This is a genomic window from Amycolatopsis sp. GA6-003 (assembly GCF_046267895.1).
Classification (GTDB): Bacteria; Actinomycetota; Actinomycetes; order Mycobacteriales; family Pseudonocardiaceae; genus Amycolatopsis.
The window spans coordinates 8,118,535-8,134,336 of record NZ_CP176499.1 but is presented as its reverse complement, the minus strand read 5'-3'; the positions used below and the strand labels follow the sequence as shown (position 1 = coordinate 8,134,336).

Sequence of the window (15,802 nt, the reverse complement as noted above, 5' to 3'; positions counted from 1 at the left end):
GCGGCGGGGTTACGCAGGGGGAAAGGCGGTGCGCCGATGACTCGGCCGGAGGATCCGGACGACCGGATGGAAACCCATCCGGACCTCATGGACCCGGAGTGGCGCAAGCACGCCCAGCGGGACGCGTGGCTCGGCGCCAAGAAGGACCTGAAGAAGCGGCGCAAGCGCGAACGCCGCAACGCTCCGTCACCGGTGTACGGCCGCGGCGGCGCGGCGCCGAGCCGCTGGCCGGGCATCGCCGCGATCGTCGGGCTGGTGCTGCTGCTCGCCGCGGCGATCGTGGTGCACCAGGTGCAGCCGGCCGGCGTGAACGACGGGAAGATCGGGTACATCGTCGGGCTCGGCTCCTCCGCCGCGCCCAGCAGCCAGCCGCTCTAGGACGCGGCCCTCACATCCAGGATCGCGGCGCCGATCCTCTTCACCGTCACCAGCCGCTTGACCTTCTTGCCCGGAAGGCAGCGTCGCTGCTGACGCGTACCGCCCTTTCACCGTGGCGCCCAGCTCGGGCCGGAGCGGGGACAGCCATGCCCATCTCGACGCTGTCGTCGTTGATCTTCCGCACCGAGGGGCCCGATGCCGCCCTGGTCACCGGGCTTGCCGGGACCAGCCTTCGGCCGAGGATGCACAGGCTGAACTCAACAGGCTAGACTGTGCTTATGCCCGAGGAGCCGTCCGTCCCGCCCCGCGTCGCCGAGTCCGCCGGCTGGATCCGCGGCGTCGTCGGCCAGCTGCACCGCAGGCTGCGGCAGGTCGACAACGCCGAGATCCTCACGCCGACCCAGACCGCGGTGCTCAACCGGCTGCACCGCGAAGGTCCCGGCACCCAGGCCGAACTGGCCGCCGCGGAGCACGTCCGGCAGCAGTCCATGGCCGCGACGCTCGGCGTGCTCGACTCGCTCGGCTACCTGAACCGCACGCGCGACCCGGCCGACGGCAGGCGCGTCGTGATTTCGCTGTCCGAACTCGGCGAGAAGACCGTCATCGGGATCCGGCAGCACCGCGACGAATGGCTCGCCGCCGCGCTGGCGGACGAACTCACCGAAGACGAACTCGAAACGGTCCGGCGCGCGCTGCCGCTGCTGCAGCGGATCGCCCAGCGCTGACCCCGCCAACCCTGAGGAGCACTGACGAACACCGCGACCGCCCCCGCGAAATCCCGTTTCGGCGCGCGCCTGGTGACCCCGCTGGTCGCGAGCGCCGTGCTGAACCCGATCAACTCCACGCTCATCGCCGTCGCGCTCGTCCCGATCGGGCAGGCCTTCGGCGCCGGGCCGGGCCGCACCGCCTGGCTGATTTCCGCTTTGTACCTGGCCACCGCGGTCGGGCAGCCGGTCGTCGGACTGCTCGTCGACCGCTACGGCGCCCGGCGCGTGCTGCTCGGCGGCGCGTCCGTGGTGATGGCGGCCGGGATCGCCGGGATGATCCCGGTCTCGGTCGAATGGCTCACCGGCGTCCGGGCGGTGCTCGGCGTCGGCACCTGCGCCGGCTTCCCGGCCGCGATGGCGGTGCTGCGCCGGCGCGCCGACGAGATCGGCGAGGGCGTTCCCGCGCGGGTGCTGTCCGTGCTGGCGATGTCGGCGCAGACCATCATGGTGATCGGCCCGACGCTCGGCGGCGTGCTGATCGCGCTCTTCGGCTGGCCCGCGATCTTCGCGGTGAACCTTCCGCTGGCGGGCGTTTCCCTCGTGCTGACCCTGCTGTGGGTGCCGAAGGACACGCCGGCGAAGAAGCCGGCCGAGCGGATCGACGTCTCCGGGATCGCGTTGTTTTCCGCCGCGCTGCTGGTGTTGCTGTGCTACCTGATGGAGCCCGGCGTCGGCGATCTGTGGCTGCTGGCCGCGGCGATCGTGCTCGGCGGGCTGTTCGCGCGGGTCGAGCTGCGCGCCCGGAAGCCGTTCATCGACCTGCGGATGCTGGCCGCGAACGGCCCGGTGCTGCGCACGTATTTGCGGCAGGCGCTGAGTTTCCTGGCGATCTACACGATCATGTTCGGCTACGTGCAGTGGCTCGAGGAGGCGCGCGGGTTCGCCGAATCCGCCGCCGGGCTGCTGCTCCTGCCGATGTCCGGGATGGCGGTGGGCGCGGCCGCGCTGTCCGGCCGGCCGACCGGCGTCCGGCTGCGGCTGCTGCTGGTCGGCGTCGCGCTCCTGGCCGGTTCGGTCGCGCTGCTGTTCGTCGACGACGGCACCGCGCTGATCTGGCTGCTCGTGCTCGCCGCGTTGTTCGGCCTGGCGCAAGGGCTCACCAGCGTCGCCAACCAGACGACGCTCTACCGCGAAACCCCGGCCGAGACGATGGGCACCGCGAGCGGGCTTTTCCGGACCGCGCAATACCTCGGCGCGATAGTCGCGGCCACGGTCATCGCCCAGTGCTACGGCGGGCACGCCGATTCCGGCGGGCTGCACCGGCTGGCCGTCGTGCTGGTCGTGACCAGCGGTTTGCTGCTGGTCGTGACCGCCGCGGACCGCGCGCTGGCGAGGGCCGAACGCCGCGAACGCGACCGGCAGGCGGCGGTGTGACGACCCCCGTCTTGGGTTCCGCTGCGCCAAGGCGGACGATGTCCGCATGACTCGCGAAGCTCCGACTGGTGACGTGGACGAAGCCCGCCTCGAAGTGGGCAAGCCGAAAGGCTGGGCGGCCGGAATCCCGGGAGTCGCGGTCTCGCTGGCGCGCGGGGTCGAGCAGATGGGCCCGGTCCGCACCGCGCGCACGCTGCGGCTGCTGAACCAGCGGGACGGCTTCGACTGCCCGGGCTGCGCGTGGCCCGAACCGCGGCAGATCGACGGCGAGAAGCGCAAACTGGCGGAGTTCTGCGAAAACGGCGCGAAGGCGGTCGCGGAGGAGGCGACGAAACGCCGGGTCGGCCGCGAGTTCTTCGCCGCGCATCCGGTGTCCGAGCTGAACGAGCGCACCGACTACTGGCTGGGCCAGCAGGGCCGGCTCACCGAGCCGATGGTGCTGCGCGAGGGCGCCTCGCACTACGAGCCGATCTCCTGGGACGACGCGTTCGGCCTGATCGCCGACGAGCTGCGCGGCCTGGCGAGCCCGGACGAGGCGATCTTCTACACCTCCGGCCGCACCAGCAACGAGGCCGCGTTCGTGTACCAGCTGCTGGTCCGCTCGTTCGGCACGAACAACCTGCCGGACTGCTCGAACATGTGCCACGAATCGTCCGGCGCGGCGCTGTCGGCGACCACCGGCATCGGCAAGGGGTCGGTGTCGCTGGCCGACATCCACCAGGCCGACCTGATCGTGGTCGTCGGCCAGAACCCGGGCACGAACCACCCGCGGATGCTGTCCGCGCTGGAGCAGGCGAAGGGCCACGGCGCGAAGGTCATCGCGGTCAACCCGCTCCCCGAAGCCGGGCTGATGCGGTTCAAGAACCCGCAGAACGTGCGCGGCGTCGTCGGCAAGGGCACGCCGCTGGCCGACGAGTTCGCGCAGATCCGGCTCGGCGGCGACCTCGCGCTGTTCCAGGCGGTCGGGCATCTGCTGCTGCGGTGGGAGGACGCCGCGCCGGGGTCCATTGTGGACCGCGAGTTCGTGGAGAAGTCCACGCACGGTTTCGAGGACTGGGCCAAACAGCTGCGCGAGATCGACTGGCCGGAGACCGAGAAGGCGACCGGTCTGGCCCGCGAGCAGATCGAGCGCATCGCGCGGATGATCGCCACGTCCGAGCGCACAATCTACTGCTGGGCGATGGGCTTGACCCAGCACAAGCACGCGGTGCCGACGATCGCCGAGGTGGTGAACCTCGCGCTGGTGCGCGGGATGATCGGCAAGCCGGGTGCGGGCCTGTGCCCGGTGCGCGGCCACTCGAACGTGCAAGGCGACCGCACCATGGGCGTGTGGGAGAAAATGCCCGAGCCGTTCATGGACGCGCTCGAGGCCGAGTTCGGCATCACCGTGCCGCGCGAACACGGCTGGGACACCGTTGATTCGATCCGCGCGATGCTCGACGGCCGCGGCAAGGTGTTCTTCGCGATGGGCGGCAATTTCGCCTCCGCCACCCCGGATTCCGACCGGACCGCGGACGCGCTGCGGTCGTGCTCGCTGACCGTGCACGTGTCGACGAAGCTCAACCGCTCGCACGTCGTCCCCGGCCGCACCGCGCTGATCCTGCCGACGCTCGGCCGCACCGAACGCGACGAGCAGGAATCCGGCCGCCAGTTCGTGACGGTCGAGGATTCGATGTCGCAGGTGCACGCCTCGCGCGGCCGGCTGGCCCCGGCGAGCGACGAACTGCTGTCCGAGGTCGCCATCGTGTGCCGGCTGGCGGAGCGGCTGCTCGGTGCCGACCATCCGGTGCCGTGGCGGTCGTTCGAGAAGAACTACGACCTGATCCGCGACCGCATCGCCGCGGTGGTGCCGGGCTGCCACGACTACAACCGCCGCGTCCGCGAACCGGACGGCTTCGTGCTGCCGCACGCCCCGCGCGACTCGCGGGAATTCACCGGCACGGCGACCGGCAAGGGCACGTTCACCGTGTCGGAACTGGAGTACCCCTCGGTGCCCGAGGGCCGGTTGCTGCTGCAGACGCTGCGCAGCCACGACCAGTACAACACCACGATTTACGGCCTGTCGGACCGCTACCGCGGCATCGAGGACGGCCGCCGGGTGGTGTTCGTGCACCCGGACGACCTGGCCGCGCTGGGGGTCGCGGACGGAGAGATCGTCGACCTGGTCTCGGAATGGCGGGACGGGGACCGGCGAGCGCCCAGCTTCCGCGCGGTGGCCTACCCGACGGCGCGAGGATGCGCGGCGGCGTACTTCCCGGAGGCGAACGCGTTGGTGCCGCTGGATTCTGTCGCGGAGAAGTCGAACACGCCGGTGTCGAAGGCCGTGGTGGTTCGGCTGGAACCGCATCGGCACGGGTGACCTGCTTCGGGGGCGGCGGTTCGTGCCTTGGCCGTCGCCCACTCCGCGGCAGAAGCCCATCCGGCTGCGATCGGATGGGCCTTAGGCGGGGCTGCGCCCGGTCTCGAAAGCCGTGGTGATCCCGCTGGAACTGCACCGCCACGCCTGACCCGCTCGGGGCGGTCAGCACCTCGGCCGCCGCCCACGACACAGCAGAAGCCCATCTGGCTGCAGCTGGCTGGACTTTAGGCGGGACTGCGCCGGTGCCGAAAGCCGTGGTGATCCGGCTGGAACCGCACGCCACGCCTGACCTCCTCGGAGCGGCGGTCAGCTCTTTGGCCGCCGCCCCCGACACGCCAGAAATCCATCCGGCTGGACCCGCCTGGACCTTATGCAGGGCTGCGTCCGGTCTCGAAGGCCATGGTGATCCGACTGGAACCGCACCGCCACGCGCGACCTGCCCGGGGGCGGCGGTCAGTGCCTTGGCCGCCGCCCACGACACCTCACAAGCCCATCCCGCTGCAGCCGGATGGACCTTATGCAGGGCTGCGCCGGTGCCGAAAGCCGCGGTGATCTCGCTGGAACCGCACCGCCACGCCCGACCTGCCCCGCGGCGGTCAGCACCTTCGCCGCCGCCCACGACACGTCACAAGCCCATCCGGCTCGAACCGCCCGGACCTGATGCGGGGCTGCCCCGGTTTCCCCACTCACCCGGCGTCAGTCGATGCAGTTGTCGCCGTCGGAAGTGACGGGCGGCGGCTGGTCGGCCTTCGCCGGGGCGCCCGCCGCGGATCCGCCGTCCGACACTCCCGGTCCGGAGTAGACCTTCCCGAGCACCACCTGGATGTGCCCGGCCGGGACGTCCGCTGATTCCTTTGTGGACAGTCCGCCCAGCGCCTTCGCCACCTCCGCGCCCTCGGCGGCCAGTGCGGCCGGGTAGCGCACGATCGACGTGCGCTGCGACGGTGCGTTGCCCGCGGCGGTCGCGGCGAATCCCTTGCCCTTCAGCACATCCGCGACCCGCGCCGCCAAGCCGGATGCTTCTCCTGCGTTGGAGATCTCCACCGCCGCCTTCGCCGCACCCGCTGGGGCGGCCGGCGGCGCGGCGCCGATCAGGCTGGCCGCAAACGCTTTCACCTGCTGCGGATCCACCTGCACCGCGGTCGCCGTCGGATGGGACTTGTCGTAGCGGTAGTCCTGGTTGACCACCGGGATCGTCGTGAACTGGATGCCGCCGCCGGACACCCCGCGCATTTTCCCTACGAAGTCCAGGATGTTCCACGACTGGTCCAGCACCACCGACCGCTTCACCGCGTCGATGAGGTCGCTCAGCTTGCCCGGGTCGGCGAGCGTCCCGGCCGAGAGCACCTCGTGCGCCATCGACGCGAGGAACACCTGCTGCCGCCGCATCCGGCCGAAGTCGGTGCCGGGCAGGTTGTCGCGCTGCCGCACGAAAGCCAATGCGGCGCCGCCGGAGAGCCGCTGTTTGCCCGCCGGGAAGTCCGCGCCCGAGTTCTCGTCCTTGGTGGCCTTCTTCAAGCACACCTCGACCCCGCCGACGGCCTTGCTGATCTCGGAAAAGCTCAGCAGGTTGACCTCGGCGTAGTGGTCGATGGTGACGCCGGTGAGGTCCTCGACGGCCTGCCGCGTCGCCTTGCGCGCCGCGGTCATCGATTCCTGCTCGATCTTGTCCTTGTCGGTTTCCCCGGCCGCGCGCAGCCTCGACGCCTCGGCCGCCTTGCCGCGGCCGAACGCGGCGTTGATCTTGCCTTTGCCGCCGGGCATCGAGACATACGAGTCACGCGGGATGGAGAACGCCTTGACCTCCTGCTGCCCGTCCGGGATCCGCAGCACGATCAACGTGTCGGTCAGGTCGTCGCCGTTCGCGCCCGCGCGCAGTTCCTGCAGCACGCTCTGCGGCAGCGGATTCCCCTGCGGATCCTTGCGCGCGTCCCGGCCGACCAGCAGGATGTCCATCGCCCCGTCGGCGTGCTTCTGGCCTTCGTCCACCGATCCGCCGCCGATCACGTCGCTGCGCGTGATGTCGTCCAGCGCGCTCAGGGTCGAAAACCCGTAAGCCGTTCCGGCGAACACCACCGTCGACAGCGCTCCGGCGATGACTTTTCCTGCGATCCGCACGCCCCTCTGGACGTCCGGCGGCCCGGATCTGCTGCATTCGTGACTCAGCTCACAAGTCAGCGCAGGTGCGAGGCTCCGTTCAGGTCCAGGATCGACCCGGACGCCCAGTTCGACTCCGCCGACGCCAGGAACACCACCGCTTCGGCGATCTCCTCCGGTTCGGCGACCCGGCCGAACGGGCTCTGCCGCCGCACCTCGTCGGTGACCCGGTCGGCGACCCGCTCGGTCGCGGTGAAGCCCGGGGCCACCGAGGTGACCGAGATGCCGTGCGGGGCCAGCTGGACCGCCAGCGACTGGCCGAACGCGTGCAGCGCGGCCTTGCTCGCGCCGTACGGCAGGTATTCCGGCTCGCCGCGGAACGCCCCGCGCGACCCGACGTTCACGATCCGGCCGGGCGCGCCGCGGGCGATGAGGTGGCGCGCGACGTGGAACGACACGTTGGCCGCGCCGAGGAGGTTGACGTCGAGCGTGTGCCTCCACGCCTCCAGCCAGTCCGCATAGGACATGTCGGCGATCGGCGTGCGCGTGGCCGGAACCGTGCCGACCGCGGCGTTGTTGACCAGCACGTCGACCCCGCCGAGCTGTTCCTCGGCCACGTCGGCGATCCACTGCGCGGCGTCCGGGTTGGCGAGGTCGCCGGACACGAGCACGTGCCCGGAACCGGGCAGCGCCTCGAGCGTTTCGCGCGCGGCCTCCCGGTTGGATCCGCAGTGGACGGCGATCCGGTCGCCCCGGGTGGCGAAGGCGACGGCGATGGCGCGGCCGATCCCGCGCGAGGCTCCGGTGACGAGGACGTTCATTTCGCGAACAGCTGCGTCTCGTCGCGGAAAGCCTTGAACTCCAGCGCGTTCCCGGCCGGGTCGTGCAGGAACATCGTCCACTGCTCCCCCGGTTCTCCGGCGAACCGCTGGTACGGCTCGATCACGAATTCGACGCCCGCCGCGCGCAGCCGCCCGGCCAGCTCGTGGAAGCCGTCGACGTCGAGCACCAGCCCGAAATGCGGCACCGGCACGTCGTGCCCGTCGACCGGATTGCGGCCCGCTTCGGCGCGCGCGCCCGGGACCACGTGCGTGACGACCTGGTGGCCGTGGAAGTCCCAGTCGACCCACGCGTCCGCGGAGCGGCCCTCCGCCAGCCCGAGCACGCCGCCGTAGAACTCGCGGGCCTTGGGCAGGTCGTCGACCGGAATGGCCAGGTGGAAGGCGGGACGGACAGCCATGCGGTGCTCCTTCGGCACGGGGATCGGTCTCTTCACCTTGACTCGCGGATGTCCTAATGTCAACATTAGGACGTGGAAGTCACCCCCCTGAGGAAGGCGGCGCGCCGCGGGCTCGCCGACGAGGCCGCCGACCGGGTGCGCGAAGCGATCTTCGCCGGGCATTTCCGGCCCGGCGCGCCCCTGCGCGAGGTAGAACTGGCTGCTTCGCTGGACATCAGCCGCGGTTCCGTGCGCGAGGGCATCGCCCAGCTCGCCCGGGAAGGCCTGGTCCGCTGCGGCTGGCACCGGCCGACCACGGTGGTCGACGTGACCGCCGAGGACGTCGACGAGGTCTACTCGGTCCGCGCCGCGCTGGACCGGCTCGCCGCGGTCACCGCGCGCGCCAACGCGGCCGAAGCGGACCTGAACGCCTTGGACGCGCTGGTCGCCGACCTGGAGAAGGCGGTCCGGATCAAAGCCCCCGGACCGCAGCTGCTGGCGCTGGACATCGCCTTCCACGACCGCGTGTACGCCGCCGCGGGCAACGGCCGCCTGACCGAAGCGTGGCACGGGGTGCGCTCGCAGGTGTTTCTCTTTCAGCTGCAACGGGTTTCGCTCGGCCACGAGCACTACCGGGCCCGGGTGGTCGACGAACACCGCGAACTGGCGGAACTGATCCGCGGCGGCGACCGGGAACGGCTCGCCCGGGTGGCCGAACAGCACGTGGAGTCCGCCCGGGAAAGCCTGCTCGACCGCCTCCGAACCGAGTAGTTTCCCGCATCCGCCGAAGACCGCGGCCTGGCAGGATCAGGCCGTGCCCCTCGAAACCGGCCAGCCGAGCCGAGCCCGCGTCGCGCTCACCGGCGTCCTGCACGGGGTCAGCGCGCTGGCCGTGTGCGCCCTCGTGCTGTGCGGAATCTCAGCCGTGCTGCTGGCCGCCGGACAGGTCCTGAGCGCCCCGGGCCTGGTCGGTCTGATCGTGCTCGCCAGTTACCTGCACGTGGGGCTCTACCTGGTCCCGATCGCCGCCGGGATCGGGGCGCTCGCCGCTTCGCTCGGCTCCCCGGAACGAGCGAAGCGGCGAGTGTGGATCACGCTCTCAGTGCTTTCCGTGCTGTTCCCGGCCGTCGTGTTCGCCACAGCGACTATGCAACTGGCGTAACCTCTTTCGCTCCGGCGAGGGCAGCTTCGCAGCCGAGATCGGCATCCGGCGCACGGTCTCCGTGCTTACCGTGCCGTCCCGATCGTCCTCGCGACGGCTATCCGATCGGCGCAGCCTCCTTCGCCCGCGCGAGAGCCGCTTCGATCTTCTTGTTGCTCGTCATGCTCATCGTCACCAAAGTCATCGACACGAGCACCACCGACGCCGCCACGTACGGCACTCGCACTCCGGCCGTCGCGGCGAGCCAGCCGCCCAGTACCGCGCCCGCTGGTGCGGCCGAGGCCGAGACCAGGCGGGACGCCGCGGCTACCCGGCCCATCAGCCGCGCCGGGACGATGACCTGGCGCAGCGACGCGCCGAGCACCATGGTCGTCGCCATCGCGCAGCCGCACAGCGCGAACATCGCCCCGGCGAGCCACGGGTTCCCGGCGAGCCCGAAGGCCAGCACCGCGCCGCCCTCGACGACCGCGGTGACGGTGAGCGCGGTGCCGGTTCCCAGCCAGTTTTCCAGGGGTCCGGCGAGCACCATCGCGCCGATCAGTCCCCCGGCGGCTTCGGCGGCGAGCAGGAAACCGTATCCGGCGGAATCCAGTCCCAGCGCGTCCTTCGCGAACACCACCAGCACCGCCGCGAACGCGCCGAACGCCAGGTTCCCGACCGCGGGCCGCAGCGCGAGGCCGAGCAGCAGCCGATCCTTGACCGCGTAAGCGAAACCCTCCTTCGAGTCCGCCCACACCGACCGGCCCGGCGCGCGCTCCGGCACCGGCGCCGGCGGCAGCGTCCGGATCAGCACCGCGCTGGCCAGGTAGGTCAGCGCGTTCACCCCGAACGGCAGCGTTCTTCCCACGGTGAAAAGGAAACTCCCGGCAGGCGGTCCGGCGAACTGCCCGGCCGCGGTGGACGCGCCGCGCAGGTAGCCGTTGGCCCGGCGGAGCAAGTTCTGGTCCCGCGCGAGCAGATCCGGCAGGTACGCCTGCGCTGCGGTGTCGAAGAACAACGTGCCGGTGCCGAGCAGGAACGCCACCCCGAGCAGCACCGGGATGCTGAGCCAGCCGAACGCGCCCGCGGCCACCGTCAGCGCCAGCAGCACCGCCCGCACCACGTCCGCGATCCACATCGTGCGCCGCCGGTCCCAGCGGTCGACCAGCGCGCCGGCGAACAGCCCGGCCACCGGATACGGCGCGAGCACCGCCACCGTCACCAGGCTGACCACCAGCGGATCGCTGTCCAGCAGCACCGCGAGCAACGGCAAAGCCGCGGAATACGCGCCGTCGCCGAGGGAACTGACCGTCGCGGCTGTCCACAAGCGACTGAACGCGGGAGGCATCTTCGGCTTGGTCATCTGGCCGCCCCCGGCCCCGGACGGAAGAACGCGACCGCGACGGTGGCGGCTTCCTCGTCGGCGTCGCGCGCGTCCCGCATCTCGTCGAGCAGCCCGGCCAGCCGGCGCTCGAACTCCTCGAACTTCTCCTCGCTGATCCGCGTGTGCTGCATCCGGACGTACCGGCGCGAGCCCTCGGGCGCGGTCGAAAGGTCGTCGAGCGCGTGCTGCAGCAGCACGTCCCGCTGCCCCGTGGCCGGTTCGGGCAGTTCGATGCTCTTCCCGACGTGCGCGTAGTAGCGCTCCAGCACGCCGCGCACCTTCCGCGTGCGCACCACGTGCACGATCCCGGCCCGCTCCAGCACCCGCATGTGGTAGCTGGAACTGCCTTTCGCGATCCCCAGCTGCTCGGCGACCTGCGTGATCGTCGCGGGCCCGTCGCGCAGCACCGCGAGCACTCGGTGCCGCACGACGTTGCTCACGGCGCGCAGCTGGTCGGTCGTCTCAACCTGGACAGTGTCTTGCGGCGGGACGTAGCCCGCTTGATCGTCCCCAGTCACGGGGACAATGGTCAACGACTCTTGACCATTTGTCCAGTGCTTATTTTCCCGGCGATGCTCAGCCGCCGAACAGCCCGACCACCTTCCGGATCAGCTCGACCACGCCGTAGCCGAACGGCGCGAGCACCCACAGCCACGCGATCGCCAGAAGAAGGGTCCGGCGCCCGGAACGGCCCTCGGCACTCGTCATCACGCCTCACTCCCCACCGCGGCCTCGCCGGCCGGTTCGTGGAACTTCTCCTTCACCGGGCGCACGCATTCGTTCGCGACGAACCCGACCACCAGCAGGCCGATCATGATCCAGAAGGACAGCTGGTAGAGGTCCGGCCCGGTCTTGCCGGCGGCCTTCTGGCTGTCCGCGATCCCGTCCACGATCAGCGGCCCGAGCACGCCCGCCGCGGACCACGCGGTGAGCAGCCTGCCGTGGATCGCGCCGACCTGATAGGTGCCGAACAGGTCCTTGAGATACGCCGGAAGGGTGGAGAATCCGCCGCCGTAGAAGGACAGGATCAGCATCGCGCACAGCACGAACACCAGCTTCGAGGCGTTCGTGGTCAACGCGATCACCAGGTACAGCAGCGCGCCGACGCCGAGATAGAAGCGGTAGATGTTCTTGCGCCCCACCAGATCCGAGGCCGACGACCAGACGAACCGGCCCAGCATGTTGGTCAGCGAGAGCAGCGCGACGAACCCGGCGGCGGACGCGGCGCCGACCGGCGCGGAGGTGCCCTTGAAGAAGTCGGTGATCATCGGCGCGGCCTTCTCCAGGATGCCGATGCCCGCGGTCACGTTGAGGCACAAGACAATCCAGAGACACCAGAACTGCGGCGTCTTGAGCGCGTTCGCCGCCGAGACGTTCGCCGTGGAGATCATCGGCTTGGCCGCCGCCTGCTTCACCGCGCCCGCCGGACGCCAGTCGTCGGCCGGGACCCGGACGAGCAGCACCCCCATCGTCATGAACACCGCGTACACGATCCCGTGGACCAGGAACGCCGTCGCGATGTCGCCGGTCGCGGGCGACGAGCCGAGCATCGCCGACGACCACGGCGACGCGATCAGCGCGCCGCCGCCGAAGCCCATGATCGCGATCCCGGTGGCCATGCCCGGCCGGTCCGGGAACCATTTGATCAGCGTCGAGACCGGCGAGATGTAGCCGATGCCGAGCCCGATCCCGCCGACGCCGCCGTAGCCGAGCACGACGAGCCAGAACTGCCCGGTCGCGACGCCGAGCGCGGCGAGCAGGAACCCGGCGGAGAAACACCCGGTGGCGACCGCCATCGCCCAGCGCGGGCCGTTGCGCTCCACCAGGGTGCCGCCGAACGCGGCGGACAGCCCCAGCATCACGATGCCGAGCTGGAAGGGCAGCCCGGATTGCGTGCCGGACAGTCCCAGGGTCTTCTCCAGCGGCGTCTTGAAGACGCTCCACGCGTAGGCTTGGCCGATCGACAGGTGGATGGACAGCGCGGCGGGCGGCACGAGCCAGCGGGTCCAGCCGGGCGGTGCGACGATGCGGGAACGGGCAAGGAAGCCGGGGACAGCCATCGGCGGTCTCCTCCCAACAGTGACGAGGTGCTGGGAATGGTTTACCAGATCCTGTGCGTTGCGCCGGATGACTGTCGAATGACCTGAGAATGTCTTGCCGGCGACGGCAAAGACAGCGCCGAAAACGACAAAAGGAGCGGAGCGGGCGATGGGCAGAGTGACGGTGCGGCGGCCGGTACGGCGGATCTCCGCGGCCGGCGAACGGCGCCGGCCGGACTCGCTGGCCGCCGAGGAGCCGCTGGAACTGCGGGTCGGCGGCAAGGCGCTGGCAGTGACAATGCGCACGCCCGGCCACGACGTCGAACTCGCGCACGGCTTCCTGCTTTCGGAAGGCGTGCTGGGGGCGCGGGAGGACGTCGCCGTGGCGCGTTACTGCGACGGCGTCGACGACCAGGGCCGCAATACCTACAACGTGCTCGACATCGCACTCGCCGAGGGCGTCGCCCCGCCGGACACCGGCGTCGAGCGGAATTTCTACACCACCTCCTCGTGCGGTGTCTGCGGCAAGGCCGCGCTCGACGCGGTGAAGCTGCGCAGCCGGTTCTCCCCCGCCGCGTCCGAGTTCACGGTGAAGACCGACGTCCTCTCGCAACTGCCGGACCGGTTGCGGGAACAGCAAAAAGTGTTCTCCTCCACCGGTGGCCTGCACGCCGCCGGACTGTTCACTTCGGACGGTCAGCTCGTCGTCGTGCGCGAGGACGTCGGACGGCACAACGCGGTGGACAAGGTGCTCGGCTGGGCCCTGCAGGCGGGCCGGATCCCCGCGCCCGACCTGGGCCTGCTGGTCTCCGGCCGCGCCTCGTTCGAACTCGTGCAGAAGGCCGCGATGGCCGGCATCGGCCTGCTCGCCGCGGTGTCCGCGCCGTCGTCGCTCGCGGTCGAACTGGCCGAGGAGAACGGCATGACGCTGATCGGATTCCTGCGCGGCGACAGCATGAACCTCTACACCGGGGACCGGCGCCTGCTCACCTGATCACGCCCCGGCGGGCACCCAGTTGCCGTGGAAACCGTGCGGGACCCGGTCCGGCAAGTGCACCGCGGCGACGGTTTCGAGCGTGCCCGCGTCGAGCAAGACAAGATCGCTGCGCGCCTCGGCCGCGTCGTAGACATAGCCCATCAGCACGCCTTCGTCCTCGGCGGCGTCCGGGCTGGACGGGACGAACACGAACTCGCCCGGCTCGCGCCCGGGACCGAACCGGTGCGCGTCGACCGAACCCTTGCGCAGGTCGTGTTTGTACACCGCGCCGACACTGCGCGACCGGTCGTCGAGCGCTGTCGCGTAGCCGTACCGGTGCGGCAGACCGACCAAGCGCTCGTCCACGCGCGGGAATTCCTGGCCGTGTTCGTCGATCCGTTCCTCAGTGACCTTTCCGAGCGCGAGGTCGACGGTCCACCGGTCGAGCGTCGGCTCGCCCTCGGCCGGGCCGTGCAGCGCGCGGTCGAACATCTTCGGGTGCCGGACCACGTCGAGCACGATCCGGTCGCCCTCGTCGTAGGCGTTGAGCGGGTGGAAGACGTAGCACTGGCCGACCTCGAACCAGCGGACGTCACTGTTGTCCCCTTCGCGCGGCATCACGCCGACGCGCGCCGGGTAGTCCGGATTCCACCGGTACGGCAAGGAACTCACGCCGCGGCCGGTGCGCGCGGTCAGCGGATCGGGCACGTCCACCGGAACCGGGACCTGGTCCGGCTCGAAGGTGACCGGCAGGTCGTAGAACACGACATAGCGTTCGGTGAGCGAGAAATCGTGCATCATCGGCGCCCCGGTGACCTCGACGTCGAGCGTGCGCCGCGCCCGGCCGTCGGTGCCGACCACCGAATACTGCACCCGGTTGCCGAGACCGAACTGGTACGAGACGGCGTGCAGTTCGCCGGTCCGCGGGTCGCGCTTCGGGTGTGCGGTGTAGCCGGAGAGGGTGCCGTCGAAGTCCCAGACGCCCAGGGTGTCCAGCTCCTCGCTGAGTTCCCACTGCGGCAGCCCGCCCTCGACCAGCGCGATCGTGCGCCCGGCGTGCCCGATGACGTTGGTGTTGGCCCCGCTTTCGTCGGTGCCGACCCGGCGGCTGCGGTACCACTCGGCCCGGCCGTCGCGCAGCCGTACGCCGTGCACCATGCCGCGGCCGAGGAACCAGTGGTGCGCCTCCGGGTCCGGATCGGACGGGTTCGGCCCGTTCCGCAGATAGCGGCCGTCGAGGTAGTCCGGCAGCGTGCCGCTCACCGGCAGCCGGGTGCTCGTGCACTCGCGTTCGACCGGCGCGAAGTTGCCTTCGAGGAAGAGATTGCCCATGACCCGCTCCCGTCCATAACGAGGTTATGCCCATCGGTATAACAGGGTTATGGGATACTGGCAAGCATGAGCGAGCGGACCCGGGGAGCACACGCGCGGACGGAACTGGTCGAGGCGGCGATCCGGCTGCTGGCCGACGGCGGCGCGGAAGCACTGCAGGCCCGCAAGCTGGCTGCCGAGATCGGCGCCTCCACGATGGCCGTGTACACGCACTTCGGCGGAATGGCCGCGCTCATGGATGCCGTTGCGCGGGAAGGGTTTCGGCGGCTGATCGCGAACATGGCGACGGTCGAGCAGACTGACGACCCGGTCGCCGACCTGTACCAGCTGGCGCTGGCCTACCGGCGCACCGCGGTCGAGCATCCGGAGCTGTTCACGCTCATGTTCCGCGAGGCGGGCGCGCAAGGACACCCGGTGAGCGACCTGATGAAAGACGACCAGGACGGCGAGGCCGCGACGTCGTTCCGGGGCGTGGTCGCCGCCGTCGGGCGCACCATCGAGGCCGGACGGCTCCGGGGCGAGCCGCTCGCCGTCGCCGCACAGGTGTGGAGCGCGGTGCATGGCTACGTCACGCTCGAACTGCTGGGCCACTTCGGCCGGGGCGACCGCGGGGTGACCGAGGTGCTCGCGCCACTCTGCGTGACGCTGATCGTCGGGCTCGGAGACCGGCCTGCCGCCGCCCGGGCGTCCGTGGGACTGGTCACAACAACCGAGTGAAGATCTTCCGAAGGCAACG

General features: G+C 70.7%; 16 protein-coding genes. 8 read left to right on the top strand and 8 right to left on the bottom strand.

Annotated elements, in window-relative coordinates; genetic code table 11:
- Positions 1-36: 36 nt before the first annotated feature.
- The 4 genes from F9C12_RS36685 to F9C12_RS36670 all read left to right on the top strand — a co-directional run bounded on the left by F9C12_RS36685 (position 37) and on the right by F9C12_RS36670 (position 4,878).
- The gene (locus tag F9C12_RS36685; RefSeq protein WP_409463514.1) at positions 37-378 is read left to right on the top strand and encodes a hypothetical protein; all 342 of its coding nucleotides are present in this window, start codon (positions 37-39) and stop codon (positions 376-378) included.
- Positions 379-656: 278 nt separating this feature from the next.
- Complete coding sequence (locus tag F9C12_RS36680; RefSeq protein ID WP_409463513.1) at positions 657-1,103, top strand: MarR family winged helix-turn-helix transcriptional regulator; 447 nt, start codon at positions 657-659, stop codon at positions 1,101-1,103.
- Positions 1,104-1,175: 72 nt separating this feature from the next.
- On the top strand, positions 1,176-2,519 hold the full coding sequence (locus F9C12_RS36675; protein ID WP_409463512.1) for an MFS transporter: 1,344 nt from the start codon (positions 1,176-1,178) through the stop codon (positions 2,517-2,519).
- 46 nt (positions 2,520-2,565) lie between these two features.
- Complete coding sequence (locus F9C12_RS36670) at positions 2,566-4,878, top strand: FdhF/YdeP family oxidoreductase (protein WP_409463511.1); 2,313 nt, start codon at positions 2,566-2,568, stop codon at positions 4,876-4,878.
- 696 nt (positions 4,879-5,574) lie between these two features.
- Here the strand turns inward: F9C12_RS36670 and F9C12_RS36665 are convergent.
- Genes F9C12_RS36665 through F9C12_RS36655 form a run of 3 tightly spaced genes read right to left on the bottom strand, consistent with a single transcriptional unit; the run spans position 5,575 to position 8,215 of the window.
- Positions 5,575-6,996: an LCP family protein gene (locus F9C12_RS36665; RefSeq protein ID WP_409186318.1), complete on the bottom strand. Its 1,422-nt coding sequence runs from the start codon at positions 6,994-6,996 to the stop codon at positions 5,575-5,577.
- A 56-nt stretch (positions 6,997-7,052) separates the two neighbouring features.
- Positions 7,053-7,796 carry an SDR family NAD(P)-dependent oxidoreductase gene (locus F9C12_RS36660; protein ID WP_409463510.1) on the bottom strand — a complete coding sequence of 248 codons (744 nt, stop codon included), beginning with the start codon at positions 7,794-7,796 and terminating at the stop codon, positions 7,053-7,055.
- Positions 7,793-8,215 (bottom strand): VOC family protein, encoded by a 423-nt coding sequence (locus F9C12_RS36655; protein WP_409463509.1) that lies wholly within the window; start codon positions 8,213-8,215, stop codon positions 7,793-7,795. The genes F9C12_RS36660 and F9C12_RS36655 overlap by 4 nt, the downstream gene beginning before the upstream one ends.
- 72 nt (positions 8,216-8,287) lie before the next feature.
- On the opposite strand from F9C12_RS36655, the gene F9C12_RS36650 reads away from it, so the two are divergent.
- Both F9C12_RS36650 and F9C12_RS36645 read left to right on the top strand, forming a co-directional pair.
- Complete coding sequence (locus F9C12_RS36650; protein WP_409463508.1) at positions 8,288-8,965, top strand: GntR family transcriptional regulator; 678 nt, start codon at positions 8,288-8,290, stop codon at positions 8,963-8,965.
- A 43-nt stretch (positions 8,966-9,008) separates the two neighbouring features.
- Positions 9,009-9,356, top strand: a complete 348-nt coding sequence (locus F9C12_RS36645) for a hypothetical protein (RefSeq protein WP_409186314.1) — start codon at positions 9,009-9,011, stop codon at positions 9,354-9,356.
- Positions 9,357-9,453: 97 nt separating this feature from the next.
- Here F9C12_RS36645 and F9C12_RS36640 read toward each other — a convergent pair whose 3' ends face one another.
- Genes F9C12_RS36640 through F9C12_RS36625 form a run of 4 tightly spaced genes read right to left on the bottom strand, consistent with a single transcriptional unit; the run spans position 9,454 to position 12,779 of the window.
- A complete protein-coding gene (locus F9C12_RS36640) occupies positions 9,454-10,698 on the bottom strand; it encodes an MFS transporter (protein ID WP_409463507.1) in 1,245 nt (414 codons plus the stop codon).
- Entirely contained in the window at positions 10,695-11,237 is a 543-nt protein-coding gene (locus tag F9C12_RS36635; RefSeq protein WP_409186312.1) for an ArsR/SmtB family transcription factor, read from the bottom strand. The genes F9C12_RS36640 and F9C12_RS36635 overlap by 4 nt, the downstream gene beginning before the upstream one ends.
- A gap of 58 nt (positions 11,238-11,295) precedes the next feature.
- Positions 11,296-11,427 (bottom strand): hypothetical protein, encoded by a 132-nt coding sequence (locus F9C12_RS36630; protein WP_409463506.1) that lies wholly within the window; start codon positions 11,425-11,427, stop codon positions 11,296-11,298.
- Positions 11,427-12,779 (bottom strand): OFA family MFS transporter, encoded by a 1,353-nt coding sequence (locus F9C12_RS36625; protein ID WP_409463505.1) that lies wholly within the window; start codon positions 12,777-12,779, stop codon positions 11,427-11,429. The genes F9C12_RS36630 and F9C12_RS36625 overlap by 1 nt, the downstream gene beginning before the upstream one ends.
- A gap of 148 nt (positions 12,780-12,927) precedes the next feature.
- Here F9C12_RS36625 and fdhD point away from each other — a divergent pair, with 148 nt between their 5' ends.
- Positions 12,928-13,752 carry a formate dehydrogenase accessory sulfurtransferase FdhD gene (fdhD, locus tag F9C12_RS36620; protein WP_409463504.1) on the top strand — a complete coding sequence of 275 codons (825 nt, stop codon included), beginning with the start codon at positions 12,928-12,930 and terminating at the stop codon, positions 13,750-13,752.
- On the opposite strand, the gene F9C12_RS36615 is transcribed toward fdhD, so the two are convergent.
- The gene (locus F9C12_RS36615; protein WP_409463503.1) at positions 13,753-15,066 is read right to left on the bottom strand and encodes a carotenoid oxygenase family protein; all 1,314 of its coding nucleotides are present in this window, start codon (positions 15,064-15,066) and stop codon (positions 13,753-13,755) included.
- A 66-nt stretch (positions 15,067-15,132) separates the two neighbouring features.
- Between F9C12_RS36615 and F9C12_RS36610 the strand changes: the two genes are divergently transcribed.
- On the top strand, positions 15,133-15,783 hold the full coding sequence (locus F9C12_RS36610; protein WP_409463502.1) for a TetR/AcrR family transcriptional regulator: 651 nt from the start codon (positions 15,133-15,135) through the stop codon (positions 15,781-15,783).
- Positions 15,784-15,802: the final 19 nt, after the last annotated feature.

Excerpts from the sequence above, each read along its gene's own strand:
- F9C12_RS36685 (WP_409463514.1), top strand. The coding sequence starts at position 37 with ATGACTCGGCCGGAGGATCCGGACGACCGGATGGAAACCCATCCGGAC.
- fdhD (WP_409463504.1), top strand. The coding sequence starts at position 12,928 with ATGGGCAGAGTGACGGTGCGGCGGCCGGTACGGCGGATCTCCGCGGCC.
- F9C12_RS36630 (WP_409463506.1), bottom strand. The coding sequence starts at position 11,427 with ATGACGAGTGCCGAGGGCCGTTCCGGGCGCCGGACCCTTCTTCTGGCG.
- F9C12_RS36610 (WP_409463502.1), top strand. The coding sequence starts at position 15,133 with ATGAGCGAGCGGACCCGGGGAGCACACGCGCGGACGGAACTGGTCGAG.
- F9C12_RS36670 (WP_409463511.1), top strand. The coding sequence starts at position 2,566 with ATGACTCGCGAAGCTCCGACTGGTGACGTGGACGAAGCCCGCCTCGAA.
- F9C12_RS36615 (WP_409463503.1), bottom strand. The coding sequence starts at position 15,066 with ATGGGCAATCTCTTCCTCGAAGGCAACTTCGCGCCGGTCGAACGCGAG.
- F9C12_RS36655 (WP_409463509.1), bottom strand. The coding sequence starts at position 8,215 with ATGGCTGTCCGTCCCGCCTTCCACCTGGCCATTCCGGTCGACGACCTG.
- F9C12_RS36625 (WP_409463505.1), bottom strand. The coding sequence starts at position 12,779 with ATGGCTGTCCCCGGCTTCCTTGCCCGTTCCCGCATCGTCGCACCGCCC.
- F9C12_RS36680 (WP_409463513.1), top strand. The coding sequence starts at position 657 with ATGCCCGAGGAGCCGTCCGTCCCGCCCCGCGTCGCCGAGTCCGCCGGC.
- F9C12_RS36660 (WP_409463510.1), bottom strand. The coding sequence starts at position 7,796 with ATGAACGTCCTCGTCACCGGAGCCTCGCGCGGGATCGGCCGCGCCATC.
- F9C12_RS36640 (WP_409463507.1), bottom strand. The coding sequence starts at position 10,698 with ATGACCAAGCCGAAGATGCCTCCCGCGTTCAGTCGCTTGTGGACAGCC.